Origin of the sequence: Oribacterium sp. WCC10, from assembly GCF_900113415.1 — a bacterium.
Lineage (GTDB): Bacteria > Bacillota > Clostridia > Lachnospirales > Lachnospiraceae > Oribacterium.
In genome coordinates this window covers 172,004-190,246 of record NZ_FOPH01000001.1, presented here as the reverse complement: position 1 = coordinate 190,246, position 18,243 = coordinate 172,004, and the positions used below count along the sequence as shown (strand labels likewise).

The 18,243-nt window shown below is 45.4% G+C and carries 14 protein-coding genes; all 14 read right to left on the bottom strand.

Going from position 1 to position 18,243, the window contains the following annotated elements:
* Window positions 1-164: 164 nt before the first annotated feature.
* On the bottom strand, window positions 165-1,535 hold the full coding sequence (locus tag BM294_RS00675; protein ID WP_091203950.1) for an aminoacetone oxidase family FAD-binding enzyme: 1,371 nt from the start codon (window positions 1,533-1,535) through the stop codon (window positions 165-167).
* A 73-nt stretch (window positions 1,536-1,608) separates the two neighbouring features.
* Window positions 1,609-3,354, bottom strand: coding sequence for a putative polysaccharide biosynthesis protein (locus BM294_RS00670; RefSeq protein WP_091203949.1), 1,746 nt, complete (start codon window positions 3,352-3,354; stop codon window positions 1,609-1,611).
* Window positions 3,351-3,848: an rRNA maturation RNase YbeY gene (gene ybeY / locus BM294_RS00665; RefSeq protein ID WP_091203948.1), complete on the bottom strand. Its 498-nt coding sequence runs from the start codon at window positions 3,846-3,848 to the stop codon at window positions 3,351-3,353. The genes BM294_RS00670 and ybeY overlap by 4 nt, the downstream gene beginning before the upstream one ends.
* Before the next feature lie 121 nt (window positions 3,849-3,969).
* Window positions 3,970-5,013, bottom strand: coding sequence for a PhoH family protein (locus BM294_RS00660; protein WP_091203947.1), 1,044 nt, complete (start codon window positions 5,011-5,013; stop codon window positions 3,970-3,972).
* A 259-nt stretch (window positions 5,014-5,272) separates the two neighbouring features.
* A complete protein-coding gene (gene rpsU / locus BM294_RS00655; RefSeq protein WP_005539624.1) occupies window positions 5,273-5,449 on the bottom strand; it encodes a 30S ribosomal protein S21 in 177 nt (58 codons plus the stop codon).
* Between the two features lie 262 nt (window positions 5,450-5,711).
* The gene (gene alaS, locus BM294_RS00650; protein ID WP_091203946.1) at window positions 5,712-8,417 is read right to left on the bottom strand and encodes an alanine--tRNA ligase; all 2,706 of its coding nucleotides are present in this window, start codon (window positions 8,415-8,417) and stop codon (window positions 5,712-5,714) included.
* 90 nt (window positions 8,418-8,507) lie between these two features.
* On the bottom strand, window positions 8,508-9,053 hold the full coding sequence (locus BM294_RS00645) for a hypothetical protein (protein WP_139225826.1): 546 nt from the start codon (window positions 9,051-9,053) through the stop codon (window positions 8,508-8,510).
* A 426-nt stretch (window positions 9,054-9,479) separates the two neighbouring features.
* Complete coding sequence (locus BM294_RS00640) at window positions 9,480-11,108, bottom strand: MBL fold metallo-hydrolase RNA specificity domain-containing protein (protein ID WP_091203944.1); 1,629 nt, start codon at window positions 11,106-11,108, stop codon at window positions 9,480-9,482.
* Window positions 11,109-11,700: 592 nt separating this feature from the next.
* The gene (locus tag BM294_RS00635; protein WP_091203943.1) at window positions 11,701-12,414 is read right to left on the bottom strand and encodes an ABC transporter ATP-binding protein; all 714 of its coding nucleotides are present in this window, start codon (window positions 12,412-12,414) and stop codon (window positions 11,701-11,703) included.
* Window positions 12,415-12,426: 12 nt separating this feature from the next.
* On the bottom strand, window positions 12,427-13,188 hold the full coding sequence (locus tag BM294_RS00630) for an ABC transporter ATP-binding protein (RefSeq protein ID WP_091203942.1): 762 nt from the start codon (window positions 13,186-13,188) through the stop codon (window positions 12,427-12,429).
* 1 nt (window position 13,189) lies between these two features.
* Window positions 13,190-14,266, bottom strand: a complete 1,077-nt coding sequence (locus BM294_RS00625; RefSeq protein ID WP_091203941.1) for a branched-chain amino acid ABC transporter permease — start codon at window positions 14,264-14,266, stop codon at window positions 13,190-13,192.
* A gap of 6 nt (window positions 14,267-14,272) precedes the next feature.
* Window positions 14,273-15,154 carry a branched-chain amino acid ABC transporter permease gene (locus BM294_RS00620; RefSeq protein WP_175494400.1) on the bottom strand — a complete coding sequence of 294 codons (882 nt, stop codon included), beginning with the start codon at window positions 15,152-15,154 and terminating at the stop codon, window positions 14,273-14,275.
* Window positions 15,155-15,412: 258 nt separating this feature from the next.
* Window positions 15,413-16,627, bottom strand: a complete 1,215-nt coding sequence (locus BM294_RS00615; RefSeq protein ID WP_091203938.1) for an ABC transporter substrate-binding protein — start codon at window positions 16,625-16,627, stop codon at window positions 15,413-15,415.
* Window positions 16,628-17,158: 531 nt separating this feature from the next.
* Window positions 17,159-18,166, bottom strand: a complete 1,008-nt coding sequence (locus tag BM294_RS00610; RefSeq protein WP_091203936.1) for an NAD(P)H-dependent glycerol-3-phosphate dehydrogenase — start codon at window positions 18,164-18,166, stop codon at window positions 17,159-17,161.
* Window positions 18,167-18,243: the final 77 nt, after the last annotated feature.

The following is an 18,243-nucleotide window of genomic DNA, read 5'->3' as shown; positions in this document are numbered from 1 at the left end:
TTACTATTTAAGATAAATTGCACCAAATAAGTGTTAATTATTTAACGTTTTTAACAAAAATCCACAGACAAATGTGATTTCAAGGCATAAAAAAACCGCTCAAGTTTCATAAACTTGAGCGATCATCTCACATTTTACACTTCCGGACCACAAAAGCATCCTTATCATTTTCCGGCTGCTCTTCCTGCCAGATATCCTGAGCTCCAGGCCCACTGGAGATTGTATCCTCCGCAGATTCCGTCTATATCAAGAATCTCCCCTGCGAAATAAAGGCCTTTTACTAATTTTGATTCCATGGTTTTAGGATCGACTTCGGAAGTGGTGATACCGCCTGCTGCGCATTGAGCATTTGCAAAAGGATTCACCTCTTCACACTCCGCTTTATAACTTACTGTCAAAGCGCTAAGAGAATTGAGCTGCTTCTCGGAAAGTTTTGAAACCGGCAGTTTCCTGTCAATATTTGCCAGCTGCAAAAGCACATTTCCAAGCTTCTGATTGAGAAGCCCTGTAAAGAACCCGCCCATATCTCTATGTGAAAGTCTCTCTGCCCTCTTTTTATAATAGGCATATATCTCTTCCTTTTTATCGGTAATATGCGGAAGGAAGTTGATATACACTACCGCCTCCTTACCTTCTCTTAGTCCATAGGCCACATATCTTGAAATCTGAAAAACCGGAATACCCGAGATTCCATAGTCGGTAAGCTGAAGTTCTCCTTCCTCTGTAGCAACAATCTCTCTGCCAACTTTCACAGTAAGCTTCGCATCGGTTCTTACTCCGGCCATATCTTTATACTGTTTTCCCTTGCACTTTACTGCTGTAAGTGCAGGTACAACAGGCACCATGGAATGCCCCATAGACTTTGCCCAGACATATCCATCCCCTGTGGAACCGGTTTTGGGCACAGCTTTGGATCCGGTGGCAACAATCAGTTTCTTTGCCCGAATCACGGAATCATCGCCCTCGATTTCAAGTACAAAGCCATCGGATGCTTCCGCCTTTTCGGCATACTTTGAAGTAGCCGAACTTTCCGCCAGATTGGCTGATTTTTCCAGATTCGCAGCGGAATCTGGTTTCCTCTTATGCTGAGGCTTCAAATCAGCAGGCCTTTCTTTTCTTATCCTCCTGATAAGTGTGTCAAAACGAACCTCGACTCCGGCCCGGATAACTTCATCCCAAAGTGCCATAACCATAGAGGACGCCTGGTCGGAATTCGGATACACATAAGCGCCTCTGTACTTAGGCTCGATTCCCAGTTCACAAAACCACTCCACAGCCCTTTCAGGTCCGAACGCATCAAGCGCAAACTCGGCAAATTCAGGGTTTTGTCCTCTGTACTTCCCTCCAGCAAGACCGGTCATATCAAGATTTGTATAGTTGCATCTTCCGTTTCCTGTTGTGGCCAGTTTTTTCCCCGGCTGGGAATTCCTCTCGATGAGAAGAACCTTTGCTCCCGCCCCGGCAGCTTCTATAGCCGCCATCATACCGGCAGCCCCGGCACCTATGACAGCCACATCTATTCTTTTATTTACCATACTTATCCGTCAAATATTCAAAAAATCATTTCCGTCAGTTATCAATCCGTTTTTCCTTAGATATTCTATTTAATTAACGTACAAATCTCTTCAGTCTTCCGCCAAGGGGCATATTGTCGAGATCTTCCTCAGTGAAAGCATTCATCCTGATCAGCGCACCGAAGTACACGATCACTGCCAGCACCACCGCAGGTGCCACCATGATAGCACAACCTATACGACTGTATCTCTCAGCCTCAGGAAGAACCATGCGGATTCCAAAGGATGTTCCAAATGCAACTATTCCCATGAGGATTCCGGCAATAGTCGGAAGCACGTAAGTTTCTCTCATGCCGTGTCTCATACGCACATGCTTCTTGATAGCCACCTGATTAAGGAAGCACATCATGAATGCAAAGATAATGTTAGAGAGAACCACTGCATAAATGCCCATACCCGTAAGCATAAGTCCGATAAGACAGATCACGTGCATCACAAGTGACATCAAGGCGTTCACAAGAGGAATGCTTAAATGTCCAAGTCCCTGAAGGATAGCATTGCTTATGGTAGACATGGAGTAGAATACCACAGCAAGTGCGCCTATCCTTGTAAGCATGATGAGAAGTTCAACATTCTTTCCCGGGAAAAGCATGCGGCAGATCGGGTCAGCCAGTGCACAGAGTCCGATGGTGGACGGGATTGCGATAAGCATGGTGAACCTGATGCTGTATCTGACTCTCGATACCGTATCCTTTCTGTTGTGAGCAGCCACTGCCCTGGTAAGACTCGGGATCAGCGATGATGAAAGTGCATTGGCAAGTGCAACGGGAATATTGAAAAGAATGTGATATTCGCCGAAAACTCCCCACTGTGCAACGATCTTATCGCCATTACCGAGATAGGTCATAATGTTTCCGAATATAGCATCATCGATAACCGATGAAACATTGTAGACAGTTGACGAAATCAGTATCGGAAGCATCGTTCCGGCAAGAAGCATACCTATAGCGCCGTAGCTTTCAACCGGGCTGTCGTCTTTTCTTATATTTCTGTGCATTTCCCCTCTCTGTGAAAGGTACAGAATTATAAAAAACAGAAGGGCCGTCAACGCTCCCGCTCCGGTACCAATGGCACCACCTGCAGCACCGAAAGCGGTACCGTACTTGTCGCTTTGGTATACAAGATTGGCAGTCTGCCCCTGCTTGAACAGGATACTTGCAGCAAGTATAGATACGATAGCATTGAGTATCTGCTCAAGAATCTGGGATATCGCTGTCGGCACCATATTGCCGCTGCCCTGGAAATAACCTCTCAGGATTCCGAGGTATGCCATGATCCAGACCGTCGGAGCCAGTGCACGAAGGGCGAATCGGCAGAACGGTTTCTTCAGGAAAACAGAAGAAATAACATCCGAACCGAACCATAGTGCGCAAAACATGATGCTTCCTATGATGGTGGCATAAAAAAATGCCGCCTTCAGAACTCTGTGGGTATTTTTGTATCTGCCCTGAACCAGATTTCCGGATACTATCCTCGAAACCGCGGTAGGCATGGAAAAACTCGACAGAATCAGAAGCAGCGTGTAAATGCTGTAGGCGCTGGTGTAGTACCCGTTTCCTTCATCTCCGATGATTGCAGTAAGGGGCACCCTGTAAACCATGCCGATGATCCTAACAACGATACTGGCTACAGCAAGCAATGACCCCTGTACGATGAAGTTGTTTCTTCTGTCATGGTCTGCTCTTTCACTAAAGGTTCTCTGAACTCTTAGACTTTGTGATCTCGAAGTCCTGTACTCCGTTGTACGTCTGCCCCGACTTTCTCTTATCTGATCACTCATCTGAAATAGCCCTTTCCTTCCAATATTTCTTTCTGTCTTCTCTCCATCTCTATGCGCTCATCATCAACCATGTGGTCGTAACCAAAGAGATGAAGCATGCTGTGAGCCACAAGGAAAGCCAGCTCACGTCTCTCCGTATGACCGTACTCCGCAGCCTGAGACTCGATACGATTCTGATTGAGAACTATATCTCCGAGAAGCAGTTCCCCTGTATCCGGGTTGAATATATCAGAATTCTCCTCGTCAATCCTGTCAAAATCCGCCGGGTTCTCCCAGTCAACCATAGGATATGAAAGCACATCCGTAGGGGCGTCTATACCTCTGGTCTCCCTGTTAAGTTCGTGAATGCCGTCATCATCAGTGATAACCACACTCACTTCACAATCATAAGGGCACTTCTCATAGTCTATGGCCGCCGCTATGATTTCTTTGATTATATCTTCAAACTGAAGGTCCAGTTTTTTTTCAACTTCAAAATCTATATTAACTGTCATTTTAAAACTCCTGTATAACAGTAAAATGTTTTATCTTCTGCATCATCACGAGTCCATCCGGCTTAATCCCCGGTCAGCATACCTGATCATCGAGAGTTATATTCCTGCCAGAAAACAGAAATCATCCTCTTCTATGGCGGGTTTCATTCCTCTGCTCACCAAAGTCTTTCTCGGACGTTTCTCTTTGCCTTGCTCTCTTTGCGCGTTTCTCCTCATCCTTCTCGTAGGCATTGACGATGCGCTGTACAAGCGGATGTCTCACAACATCTGCACTGGTAAGCTCAACAAACTCGATTCCTTCAACTCCCTTGAGAACTCTCATGGCATCCTCAAGTCCTGACTTCTTTCCTTCTTCAAGATCCTTCTGTGTCAGGTCTCCGGTGATGATAACCTTTGAACCGAAACCGATACGTGTAAGGAACATCTTCATCTGAGCCGGTGTTGTATTCTGCGCCTCATCAAGAATGATGTAGGCATTGTCCAAAGTACGTCCTCTCATATAGGCAAGAGGCGCAACCTCGATCAGCCCCTTCTCCGAATTGGACTGATACTGCTCAGCCCCCATGATGGAATAAAGCGCATCGTAAACCGGTCTCATATACGGATCCACCTTTGACTGAAGATCGCCGGGCAGGAAACCAAGCTTCTCTCCGGCCTCAATGGCAGGTCTTGTGAGGATGATGCGCTGCACCTCCTGCTGACGGAAAGCTGTGATAGCCATAGCCATACCGAGGTAAGTCTTTCCGGTACCTGCAGGTCCGATTCCGAAGGTGATCATGTTGTTTCTGATAGCATCAACATAATCCTTCTGTCCGATGGTCTTGGGCTTTACCGGCTTACCGAGGACGGTTCTTGCCAGTATATCCTTATCGATCTCAATCATCTGATTGCCTTTGATCTTCTCGGAAAAACTGAGAGAAATGGCATAATCCACATTCTGCTCGGTGATGGTGTTTCCACGCTGGCTAAGCTGCAAAAGCTTCTTGATAACTTCCTTCGCTTTCTCGGCAGCTACCTCTTCTCCGATGATCTTCAATACACCGTTTCTGTCGATGATGGTCACATCAAAGGCTCTTTCTATCTTTTTTATATTAAAGTCCAACTGTCCGAGCACGTTCATTTCGTGCTCCATAGGGATATCCATAATTGACTCTACAATTGCCAAGAAACGCTTCCTCCAGTAATATTTTTGTTTTAGTCCTTTGCATCCACATGTAACTCCTGTACCGGACAAACGGGATACCTTCCCGATACTTTTGCTCATATGCGGAATTATACCGTTTCTGCATAATGTCTACACTATGCTACGGTAAAAAGATAAATCTGCAAGTCAAACAGATGCTACAATGTTGCGAAATATCTCTAATACGAGAAAAAGCCCTGAATCATCTCTGAATCAGGGCTACATAATCATATATTTACGATTAGTTGAACTTACGCTTTCTAGCCGCCTCAGACTTCTTCTTACGTCTTACAGATGGCTTCTCGTAATGCTCTCTCTTGCGAATCTCCTGCTGAATGCCAGCCTTAGCGCAGTTTCTCTTGAATCTACGTAAAGCGCTGTCAAGAGACTCGTTCTCTTTTACGATAACATTTGACATGCTGAAACCCAAACCTCCCTTCGGGTACAAACTCTGAATAATTATAACACATGATTCACATTCGTCAAGCATAAACCTTTATCAAATTTATGTTTCCTGTCAAAATGTTGGTCAGCATTATGTATTATACCTTGAAACCTTTAAAGATTTCAATATCTATTTTCAACAAGTGCATAACAAGGCCGCTGCCGGAATGCTTTGCGCAATGTGCCACTGCATCCCCGGCCTGCATACACATGGTTGACTGCTTCATAAAATCACATCATTTAATCTGCTCTTTGATAACTTCCTGAGCTTTCTCTACAGCCTCATCGATTCTGGAAGCATCCTTACCACCGGCCTGAGCCATGTTAGGACGTCCTCCACCGCCGCCGCCTACGATAGGAGCCACTGCCTTGATGAGGTTACCGGCATGTGCGCCTGCCTTTACAGCTGCATCTGTAGCCATGGCAACCATGGATACCTTGCCGTCCTTGTCAGAGATAAGAAGCACTACGCCTTCCTGAAGCTTGGCCTTGAGATCATCACCAAGGTTACGAAGCTCGTTCATATCAACTCCCGCAACATGTGCTGCAAGGAACTTCACCCCGTTGACTTCTGTTACATTGTCCATAACATTGCCAAGTGCGTTCTTTGCCTCCTTGCTCTTGAGAGCTTCGTTCTCACTCTTAAGGTCCTTGAGTTCCTTCTGAAGTGACTTGATGTGCTCCGCAAGAGTTGCAGGTGTAGCCTTAACGAGCTCGGCTGCAGCATTGATTTCCTTTTCAAGGTTCTCATAGTACTTACGTACATTCTCGCCTGTAAGAGCCTCGATACGTCTTACACCGGCAGCAACTCCGGACTCGCTTACGATCTTGAACTGACCGATCTGAAGTGTATTCTCAACGTGAGTACCACCACAAAGCTCTACAGAGAAGTCACCCATACGTACAACTCTGACCTCTGCACCGTACTTCTCACCGAAAAGTGCCATAGCGCCTGACTTCTTAGCCTCTTCGAGAGTCATGACATCTGTTCTTACCAAAAGACCTTCACGGATCTTCTCATTAACAATATCCTCAACTTTCTTGAGTTCTTCCTTAGTCATAGCCTGGAAGTGTGAGAAGTCAAATCTGGTTCTGCCTGCATCCTGGAATGAACCTGCCTGTTCTACGTGAGTTCCGAGAACTTCACGGAGTGCCTTCTGAAGAAGGTGTGTAGCAGAGTGGTTTCTTGAGGTATCCATACGATTTGCAGCGTCAACCTTAAGAGTAACTGTATCGTTAAGCTTGATCATACCGTTTTTCATCACACCGATATGTGCGATCTTATTGCCTCCGATATGTTCTGTCTTCTTAACTTCAAATACAGCAGCACCATTTCCGAGCTTTGCAGCCTCATCCTGAGAATCCTCGCCGAGAACGATAACACCTGTGTCTCCTACCTGACCGCCCATGGTTCCGTAGAATGGTGTAGCCTCAGTAATGATGGCACCCTCTTCACCGTCCGAAAGAGCCTCAACAACAGCTTCCTCTTCACCGAGAGATACCATGGATACAATTTTGCTCTCCATCTCAAGCTTATCATATCCATCGAATGAACAGCTGATCTCAGGATCAAGCTCGTCATAAACTGTTGCAGCGTGTCCGCTGTACTCAGACATCTTTCCGGACTCAAGTCTGTCCTTACGTCCCTGCTTCTTCTGCTTCTCCATGGCAGCCTTGAAGCCCTCTTCATCTACTGTGAAGCCCTTCTCTTCAAGGATCTCCTTTGTGTTGTCAACAGGGAATCCGTATGTATCATAAAGCTTGAATGCATCCTCGCCTGAAAGCACCTTCTCGCCTGATGCGGCAAGTGCTGCTTCCATCTCTTCAAGGATCTCCATGCCCTGCTCATAAGTCTTCTCGAACTTCTCTTCCTCAGCCTTGACTACGCTAAGAATGAAATCCTTCTTCTCATCAAGCTCAGGATAACCATCCTTTGAAGTCTCGATAACCCTCTCAACAAGTGTAGGAAGGAATGAACCCTTGATACCAAGCTTTCTTCCGTGACGAACTGCACGACGGATGATACGACGAAGTACATAGCCTCTTCCGTTGTTTGAAGGCATGATACCGTCTGAGATCATAAATGTCATTGATCGTGAGTGATCTGTGATGATACGTACAGATACGTCAGACTCATGTGTCTCAGGCTTGTCATACTCTATTCCGCCAGCGATCTCACAGATAAGGTCTCTAAGACTCTTAAGTGTATCTACATCGAAGATAGATGCCACATCCTGAACAGCTACAGCAAGTCTCTCAAGGCCCATACCTGTATCTATGTTCTTCTGTACAAGATCTGTGTAATGATTCTCGCCATCGTTGTTGAACTGGCTGAAAACAATGTTCCATACTTCCATGAAACGATCGCCTTCTCCTCCCATCACATCCTCAGGACCGTTGCCGTACTTCTCTCCACGATCATAGTAGATCTCCGAACATGGACCGCAAGGGCCTGAACCATGCTCCCAGAAGTTATCTTCTTTGCCGAACTTATATATACGTTCTGCAGGAATATGCATATCGTTGAGCCAGATGTTGTAGGCTTCTTCATCGTCAACATAAACTGACGGATAAAGCCTCTCCGGATCAAGTCCCACACGTTCTGTAAGGAACTCCCATGCCCATGGAATAGCTTCTTTCTTGAAGTAGTCTCCGAAAGAGAAGTTTCCAAGCATCTCGAAATATGTACCGTGACGTGCTGTCTTACCTACATTTTCAAGATCACCGGTACGGATACACTTCTGACATGTGGTAACTCTGCGTCTAGGCGGTATCTCCTGTCCGGTGAACCATGGCTTCATAGGTGCCATACCGGAATTGATGATAAGCAATGAATTGTCATTATGTGGAACCAGTGAGAAACTGTTTAAGCGTAAGCATCCTTTCTCCTCAAAGAAGTTAAGGAACAGTTCACGTAATTCATTTACGCCTCTGTACTGCATTATAATATCTCCTCGTTTTTCTAAAACATTCTGGCCATTTATGGCTAATAATAAATAGACATTAACTTGTAAAATATATCACAGGGTATTTTAACTTGCAAGATAGGATGAATAATCTTTAACAAGGTCCATGCAATGCTCTCTTGTGAGCTTAATGTACCTGTCCAGATAATCAATCTTTTCTATGACACTTACCTTATCATGCCCCACAGCCTTCATACACTCGTGATTTCTCGAAACAAGGAATGTATTTTCCGAATCAAAGTACATCTTCTTCTCATTTTCCATCATTCCACGGGAAATGTCATCTCCAAGTGACTTAAGTTCCCTGTCCCAGAGGCCGGCAATTTTCTTGTATGCATCAACGTGGGCTTCATCCTGTTCCATGCCGGAGGTCTGGTCATACAACATGTCCATCTCTTCAAAATGATCATTGTATTTCTTCAGAAGATCCACGGCATTTTCTCCTGTTTCCTCTATCTCGGAAGCAATGATGAGCTGTTCTTCCGTTTCCTGAGGCCGGGCAGCAGTCATGGCAGCCGCTTCGTAAGTCGCAAGTTTGTTTTTCAGAATTATCTTTACCCCAAGGGTTATGATGGTACACACAAGCATCAGCACCATTATCTCCCATAACATTCTATTCGAAACTCTTCGCATACGTCCCCTTCCGAAGCATAATCCCGTGTCCTTAACAATCCTTACATCTATGGTAAAAGTGTTGATCTATTGAAAGTTTTGCTTTCGTTAAGTCATCTCTATTACAGAAAATGCAGGGCGGGCGCCGGCCCACATTTTCTTACCATACTGTTGGATATACAGATACATTGATTAGTAAATGAAAATCATTTCATCGGCAACTATTATGACATATTTCCGACATTTTTCACAACAGATATTAAGACGTGAGTGTCAAAAGTATTTGCCACTCACCGATTAGCGCCAACGCACACATTCGTGCGCGGTTGTATAGCTAAACACGGTATTAAGCAGAGCTCCATTGCCGTCTATGAACAAAATATCAGAGCCACCCTCCCGGGTGGCTCCTCATTCACACGTTCGTGATTATCGTATCCATTTGTCATACAGATTGAGCATCTGATCCGTAAACTTGGCGAGATCCTTGTTGGTGCCTCCGTAGTTCGCCTTCACCGCAGTAAGAAGTTTATTGTATGCAGACATAAGCCTGTCATACGCGGCATCGGAGGACTTTCTTCTGCCGGGGATACCGCTTGATGAGTACTCTATAATTCTCACAGCCTCCACCGGAGCTCCGATGATCTCCCATTGATTCGATGCAAGGTCGAAAACCGAACCCGAATACGGGCACTCCACCGTATATCCGAGCCTTTCATTTATAAGTTCCGAAAATACCTTCATAGAGCCATCGTCACCGTGCACCAGGAATACTCTGTCCGGCTTATTGAGATCGTAGGCAGATATCCATTTAAGAAGACCTTCCTGATCCGCATGTGATGACATGGCAGGCATGCGGGCAATCTCGGCTCTTACAGCTATCTCATCGCCAAACATCTTTACATACTTTGCGCCATCAAGAAGTATCCTGCCCAATGTTCCCTCGCTTTGATATCCGGCGAAAACGATGGTGGATTCCGGCCTCCAGAGATTGTATTTGATATGATGGCGGATTCGACCGGCATCACACATTCCGGATGCGGAAATGATAACCTTTGGCGTATCGTCAAAGTTGATCATCTTTGATTCTTCCGATGTGATCGAGAGATTCAGTCCCTTGAAGGAAATAGGGTTTATTCCCTTCATGACAAGTTCCTTCGTCTCATCGTCATAGCACGCTGCAAGATTCTGGGTGAATACATGAGTCGCTTCAACCGCAAGCGGGCTATCCACGTAAACAGGAAAGTCTCCGTGCCCCGTCACAAGCTTATTGGCCTTTATCTGTCTGAACAGATAGAGGAGCTCCTGCGTTCTTCCCACTGCAAATGCCGGCATTACCACATTACCGCCTCTGTCCAGTGTCCGCTGTGTTATCTCCACAAGATCCTTGACATGATCGACATCTCTGTCATGAAGCCTGTCGCCGTATGTAGACTCCATGATAACATAGTCGGCATCGTGTATATATTGAGGATCTCTGATGAGTGGTTTGTCCGAATTTCCAATGTCTCCGGAGAATACCAGCTTCTTCGAGATGCCGTTTTCGGTGATCATCACTTCAATGGAAGCCGAGCCAAGAAGATGTCCGGCATCTATAAATCTGACTCTGACACCGTCTCCAAGCTCCACAACCTGGTTATAGTCTACGCCCTGAAAATGATCCAGAACGCCGTTAACATCATTTAAATCGTAGATCGGGAAGACGTCATTTACACCCGCTCTTCGTCCTTTCCTGTTTTTGTATTCAACCTCCTGCATCTGAATGTGTGCCGAGTCTCTGAGCATGATATTGGCAAGGGCTTCGGTAGCTTTGGTAGTAACGACAGTTCCGTTGAAACCGTTTTTGTATGCATAGGGAATCATGCCCGAATGGTCAATGTGCGCATGGGTCAAAAGAATGTAATCGACATCCGAATACTTGATGGGAAGCGGAACATTCTCATAATGATTCATCCCCTGCTCCATACCGCAATCAACAAGTATCTTGAGTCCTGCCGCATGAAGATAATGCAGCGATCCGGTAACTTCATGATTCGCACCAATGAAATAAAGCTTCATACTTCACCTCCCGGAAAAGACGACTCCGGTACACTTCCCCACAAATCCACTCCCAGTACCGGTGTACAAATACAGAAAAAAATCTATTGATATGATGACGCAAGGGTCAAAAGCACCAAATCACGTACTTGCACGTTGATTTGAGACTTTATGACCCGCCCGAACACGAATAATGTAGTCGTTTTGCATAGCAAAAGGACCCAAGTTTGAGTGTTCAGCAGCACAACTACCTTCGATATTAATCGAAGGCGCCAAGCGTCTTTGAGCGCTTCAAAGGAATCTGCAAGGATTCCTGCTTTAATTATATCAATAGATTTTTTTGAATTCTATGCTTCTATATTTATTTTTGAATAATATTTTTACATTTAACGATTCATGGGAAATAATTTGCTTCGCACTCAGACTTGCATTCATCTGTTAACACTGCTTTTCTGCCCGAATATCGGACACCCGAATATAAATCCAGCGAATGGCACGGATTTTCAAGGGGGAATTTATGCTTCGCATCGAAAATCCGGCCAGGAAAACGCTTTGATCAGCGTTTCCCTGATATTTATCCGTCCAATCCTGATTGCCCCGAATCAGTTCATCGTTACTCTGACAGATATGCAGCCTTTACCTTAGGATCGTTGGCAAGATCCTGAGCGGCACCCTCAATGGTTATCTTACCGGTCTCAAGAACATATGCACGATCAGCGATTGACAGCGCCTTATTGGCATTCTGCTCAACCAAAAGAACCGTAACTCCCGAATCATGTATCTTCTCAATGATATTGAAGATTTCATTAACATAGATCGGTGAAAGTCCCATAGAAGGTTCATCGAGAACCACCATCTCAGGATTGCTCATGAGGGCTCTTCCCATGGCAAGCATCTGCTGCTCGCCACCAGATAATGTTCCGGCCATCTGGTTCTTTCTTTCAAGAAGTCTCGGGAAATGCTCATAAACAGTTTTAAGTGTAGCCTCGATGCCGTCCTTATCCTTACGTGTGTATGCTCCCAGCATCAGATTCTGATATACGGAAAGTGTGGCGAAAACTCTTCTTCCCTCAGGAACGTGGGCAAGTCCGTCAGCCACAAGCTGATGTCCCGGAGTATGGGTGATATCCTTTCCGTTATACACTACACTTCCGGATCTCGACTGGATAAGTCCTGTGATGGTCTGAAGCGTGGTGGTTTTTCCGGCGCCATTGGCTCCGATAAGAGTAACGATCTCTCCCTTGTCAACATGGAAGGAAACGCCCTTAAGTGCATGAATCATGCCATAATATACATTGAGATCTTTTACATCCAGCATTACGCTCATTTCGTTTCCTCCTTAGTCACCGAGATATGCCTTTACAACCTCAGGGTCATGCAGCACATCCTGGGTATTGCCCTGCTTCAGTACCTGTCCGAAATTAAGTACCGTCAGTCTGTCGCAGATACCTGATACAAGCTTCATATCATGCTCGATAAGAAGGATAGTCATGTCAAACTTATCTCTTACAAGTCTTATGGTATTCATAAGCTCTTCTGTCTCGTTGGGGTTCATGCCGGCAGCAGGCTCATCAAGCAGAAGAAGCTTTGGTCCGGTAGCAAGCGCTCTTGCTATCTCAAGCTTTCTCTGCTGTCCGTAAGGAAGGTTCGATGCCTTGTATGTGCAGTAATCTTCCAGTTCAAATACACCGAGAAGTTCCATGGCTCTTTCATCCATTTCCTTCTCTACTTTACGGAACTTTGGTGTTCTGAAAATGCCATCCAGAGTCGAGTATCCGTGATTGTTATGAAGTCCGACTTTAACATTATCAAGAACAGACAGCTGTGAGAAAAGACGGATATTCTGGAAGGTTCTTGCGATACCCTTTTTGCTGATAGCCTCGCAGTCCAGACCTGTGATAATGTCTCCGTCAAGAGATATCTGACCGTTTGTAGGCTTGTAAACTCCGGTAAGAAGATTGAATACGGTAGTCTTTCCGGCACCGTTAGGTCCGATGAGTCCGTAAAGCTCATTCTTTTCTATCTCAACATTAAAATTGTCAACCGCCTTTAATCCGCCAAAGGAGATACCCAGACTGTCTACTTTAAGCATTGTAGCCATATCAATCCTTCTCCTTTCTTTCTGTCTTATTCTTCTTGAAGCTCATGAGAATTCTTTCACGATACTGTATCCATGATGGCGCTGATGTAAAGAGCATCATAAGGATAAGAACTATCGCATAAATAAGCATACGATAATCGCTGAGACCTCTGAGAAGCTCAGGAAGAACTGTAAGTACAACCGCTGCAACCACTGAACCACGTATATTTCCGATACCGCCCATAACCACAAATACGAGAATCATGATGGACTGGTTGTAACCAAAGTTCTTGGGAAGGGCCTGAAGTGAACTTAAGTTGTGAGCATAAAGCACACCGCCGACTCCGGCTATAGCTGCTGAGATGGTAAATGCCAGAAGCTTAAACTTTGTCACATTAAGACCGACTGACTCTGCTGCGATTCTGTTGTCTCTGATAGCCATGATTGCACGTCCGGTCCTTGAATTGATGAGATTGAGAACTATAAAAAGGGCCACAATAAGAAGAACCACACCTATGGTGAAGTTTGAGTTCTTGGGGGTTCCCGTGATACCCTGAGCACCCTTTATGATGATGTCTCCGCCCTCCATGTTGAGGTGCATGCTGTCCTCAAGTGAAAAATGCGCGCCTCTTGCGTCTATTCCAAAGTACAGAGCATTAACAAGGTTCTTGATGATCTCACCGAAAGCAAGTGTGACTATAGCAAGATAATCACCCTTGAGTCTAAGTACCGGGATTCCGATGATAAACCCGAAAAATGCGGCACTGACTGCGCCTATAACTATGGCTATAAAGAATCTAAGTCCCGCCGGCATGGCCGATCCTGACATAAGCATTGACCATGTGGCACTTGTGAAGGCACCGACACACATGAATCCGGCATGGCCGAGTGACAGCTCACCGGAGATACCTACAACGAGGTTGAGACTTACTGCAAGGATGGAATATATACAAAGCGGAACCAGAAGTCCCTTAAAAAGGGAACTAATGTTTCCTGTCTTAAGCATTATCTCCACAATCACATACGCGATGATAACCATCCCGAATGTGATGAGATTGCTTCTTGTGATCTTCTGTTTTTCAGCATTAACTTTATTCATCTGATATCACACTTTCTCCATGATCTTCTTACCGAGAATTCCTGTAGGCTTAACCAAAAGCACGATGATAAGCACAGAAAATACAATGGCATCTGAAAGCTTTGAAGATATGTAAGCCTTGGCAAGGTTTTCCAGAACTCCCAGAATGATTCCTCCGATAAATGCTCCCGGAATGGAACCTATGCCTCCGAGTACAGCTGCTACGAATGCCTTGATACCGGGCATGGCGCCTGTTGTCGGTGTAAGTGTCGGGTATGCGGAGCAAAGAAGTATGCCGCCGATGGCTGCAAGTGCAGAACCGATGGCGAATGTCAGTGATATGGTTCCGTTAACATCAACGCCCATGAGAGTGGCTGCGCCCTTATCTTCAGAGACCGCAAGCATCGCCTGACCGGCCTTTGTCTTGTTGATAAATGTAACCAGTCCAACTACGATGACCACACAGGTCACTATAGTAACTATGGTTTCTCCTGATATGGTCAGCTGTCCATCCGCAAGTTTAAGCGGCTTCATACCTACAAAGGAACTGAAACTCTTCGGGTTTGCGGTAAAGATGATCTGTGCAAGATTCTGAAGGAGATACGAAACACCTATGGCTGTGATAAGTACAGAAAGTGAATTTGCCTTACGAAGAGGTTTGTATGCTATTTTTTCGATAGTGATACCAAGTAATGTACACACCACCATGCTCACCGGTATGGCGACGACCACAGGAAGTCCCATACTGTTAAACGCGATAAAAGCCGCATAGCCACCAACCATAAGGATGTCGCCATGGGCAAAATTAAGCATTTTCGCAATACCGTATACCATCGTATAGCCAAGCGCTATGATCGCATAAACCGATCCAAGGCTAAGGCCATTGAGCAGATACGAAATAAAACTCATCATCTTGTTACCTCTTCGAACTAATTAATTATGCCGACAGGCTTCGGCATCGTCACATATATGAAGCCCACAGGACTTTTTAGAACTGCGCACTATTCTGAAATACCGGCTTGTCTCAATTCTGCCGGAAGGCCATATATAGAATTAAAGGGGAGCTCTATCATAGCAGCCCCCCTTAAGCTTAAAACTTATACTGATGTTGTATCAGAATGTATCTTCAGAAACGCTTTAATCAGCGTTTCCCTTAGAAAGCCGTACTTACTCTGCTGATACGTAAGCGCCATCCTTGATAACTACAGCCTTAGGCTCCTTATCAACATCGCCATTGTCATCCCAGGTCATCTCTGCACCTGTAATACCATCATACTTAAGGCTCTTCATCTGCTCCTCAAGAGCTGTACCGATCTCGTCAACCGACTTGTCAGGTGTAAGATTTGCAGCCTCTGCTGCAGCCTTCACGATATATACTGCATCGTAAGCATCTGCTGCGAACTGGATAGGTGTGCTGCCGTAAGCTTCCTTATACTTTGCAACGAAGTTCTTTGTTGCATCATCATCAGCGTCAGCTGAGAAAGGTGTAAGAAGCATGAGTCCTTCAGCAAGTGAAGTATCGAAGTTATCAAGGTCAAGGATACCATCCATTCCGTCTACTCCGAAGAATACAGGCTTGAAGCCCATCGAATCTGCCTGCTTAAGAACAAGAGCAGCTTCTGTGTAGTAGAAAGGAAGGAATGCGAGCTCAGCACCTGATGCCTGCATCTTCTGAAGCTGTGTTGAGAAGTCTGTCTTTGAATCAGCTGTGAACTGCTCTGTATCAACTACCTCGATGCCCTGATTTGCAGCCTCTGCAACGAATGACTCGTAGATTCCGCTTGAGTAAACGTCTGAAGAATCATAGAGTATAGCTACCTTTGTTGCTAACTTGTGCTCACCGATGTACTGAGCTGACTTGGCGCCCTGTGCAGGGTCAGAGAAACATACTCTGAAAGCATTGGCAGGCTTTGTACAGTCAACTGCTGAACCTGAAGGAGTGATCATAAACAGGTTATCGTTAACTGCTTCTGAACCGACCGCAATTGTAGGAGCAGATGTTGTAGGTCCGATAAGTACCTGCATACCCCAGTCCTTGAGTGAGTTGTAAGCATTGATAGCTTTCTCCTGATCGTGCTCATCATCAGCAGACTGGAACTCTATCTGATAGCCGTTGATACCACCTGCAGCGTTGATTTCATCAACCGCAACCTTGGTTCCATTGACAACTGCTGTACCGTAAACTGCCGCACCGCCTGTAAGAGGTCCCTGGGAACCGAACTTCCATGTAGCATCTGATGAAGCTGCCGCAGCCGCTGTCTCTGTCTTCTCTCCTGAAGCAGCCGCTGTTGTTGAAGCAGCAGAACCTGAACCTGAAGATCCGCATGCTGCAAGTGAAACAGCCATAGCACCTGTCAAAACAACGCTTAATAATCTTTTCATTTTAATCCCCTCCCATTTCTTAATAGGTAGGCATCAGTTCATTAACGATATGATCATCGCTGATACCCAATGCCGAATGTTCTTATGTCATCCGCGCATTCATGTTGCCTATGAGTTCGACTTCGTAAAGTCATGTTACAAAGTATGAGTCGACATACTTTTAATTTTATATAACCGAAAAGCCTGATTAAAACTTTTGATATAACTTACGTCAGGCTAAAACGGGTCCATCACATCTCATTTGCAACTGATTTGATGGTTAGATTATATTAAAAGGGAATATCCTTAGTCAATTGCTTTTATAACGTAAAATCAACTTATTTGGTTGTTTGATAACTTACAGTTATATGGACTATAAGCGTAGCGCAATGCTTAAATTTCGTATATGAACCTCATAAATATTTTTACAAAGTAATAGGGACGGGATTCCGGAGTCATAATCATGACACCTTATTCCCGTCCCTTTTGGATCTGTCGAACTGTTTACGTCAACCCGATAAACTATATTCTATTTTTATGTAAACCTTTACGTTATCTGTCAAATTTCAGTCCCGAATTCTCCAGTCGTCTGTCTCTCAGCATCAGATCATTCACCGCTTCTTCCGCTGACTTGTTATTGAACAGAATCTCATTAATCTCAGTAACTATAGGCATTGACACACCGTACTTATCCGCAAGCTGTCTGGCTGCTTTGGCAGCATAAACGCCCTCCACAACCTGACCGACTTCCTGCATAGCCTCCTGATAAGTTTTTCCGCTTCCTATAAGAATACCAGCTCTTCTGTTTCGTGAATGCATGGATGCACAGGTAACGATCAGATCACCGATTCCGCTGAGTCCCTGGAATGTCTCGATATCACATCCCATCTTCACACCGAGTCTTGTGATCTCTGCAATACCTCTTGTGATCAGCGCAGCTTTGCTGTTGTCTCCGTAACCGAGTCCGTCAGCCATCCCTGCTGCGAGGGCGACAACATTTTTGAGAGCTCCACCGATCTCAATGCCTTTTATGTCAGGGTTTATGTAAACTCTGAAGCAGTCACACATAAATGTATCCTGAATGAACTTTGCTGTTTTCTCGGATCTCGCACCGGTAACTATGGTAGTCGGTATGAACTTTGAAACCTCTTCTGCATGGCTCGGCCCCGAAAGAACAGCCACATCCGCCTGAGGAATCTCATCCTCTATAACATCTGACATGGTGTTCAATGTATCAGCCTCTATACCCTTCGCAACAGACACTATAACCTGTCCATGACGAATCATCGGAGTCATCCGTCTGGCAGTTTCTCTAATGCATACCGAAGGAACCGCAAGAACGATGAGATCCTTGTCTATCAATGCCTTCTCCATGTCCGAAGTGACCACCAGCCCATCCGGCAATACCGCCCCGGGAAGATGCCTGTGTTGTCTCGTGACAGACATTTCTTCTGCCGTGCTCTCTGATCTTGTCCAAAGGGTTGCCTCATGCCCGTTATGTGCAAGAAGTATAGCAAGTGCTGTCCCCCATGTCCCTGCCCCAATAACCGATGTCTTCATTTCCGTCTCCTTTAAAAATGGCGGGTATTGAGCCACGAACCGGCAAGTTAAACTGCCACTCCATTGACTCATCCCGC

Coding starts and splice junctions, on each gene's coding strand:
- BM294_RS00675 (WP_091203950.1), bottom strand. CDS start 1,535: ATGGTAAATAAAAGAATAGATGTGGCTGTCATAGGTGCCGGGGCTGCC.
- BM294_RS00670 (WP_091203949.1), bottom strand. CDS start 3,354: ATGAGTGATCAGATAAGAGAAAGTCGGGGCAGACGTACAACGGAGTAC.
- ybeY (WP_091203948.1), bottom strand. CDS start 3,848: ATGACAGTTAATATAGATTTTGAAGTTGAAAAAAAACTGGACCTTCAG.
- rpsU (WP_005539624.1), bottom strand. CDS start 5,449: ATGTCAAATGTTATCGTAAAAGAGAACGAGTCTCTTGACAGCGCTTTA.
- alaS (WP_091203946.1), bottom strand. CDS start 8,417: ATGCAGTACAGAGGCGTAAATGAATTACGTGAACTGTTCCTTAACTTC.
- BM294_RS00645 (WP_139225826.1), bottom strand. CDS start 9,053: ATGTTATGGGAGATAATGGTGCTGATGCTTGTGTGTACCATCATAACC.
- BM294_RS00640 (WP_091203944.1), bottom strand. CDS start 11,108: ATGAAGCTTTATTTCATTGGTGCGAATCATGAAGTTACCGGATCGCTG.
- BM294_RS00635 (WP_091203943.1), bottom strand. CDS start 12,414: ATGAGCGTAATGCTGGATGTAAAAGATCTCAATGTATATTATGGCATG.
- BM294_RS00630 (WP_091203942.1), bottom strand. CDS start 13,188: ATGGCTACAATGCTTAAAGTAGACAGTCTGGGTATCTCCTTTGGCGGA.
- BM294_RS00625 (WP_091203941.1), bottom strand. CDS start 14,266: ATGAATAAAGTTAATGCTGAAAAACAGAAGATCACAAGAAGCAATCTC.
- BM294_RS00620 (WP_175494400.1), bottom strand. CDS start 15,154: ATGAGTTTTATTTCGTATCTGCTCAATGGCCTTAGCCTTGGATCGGTT.
- BM294_RS00615 (WP_091203938.1), bottom strand. CDS start 16,627: ATGAAAAGATTATTAAGCGTTGTTTTGACAGGTGCTATGGCTGTTTCA.
- BM294_RS00610 (WP_091203936.1), bottom strand. CDS start 18,166: ATGAAGACATCGGTTATTGGGGCAGGGACATGGGGGACAGCACTTGCT.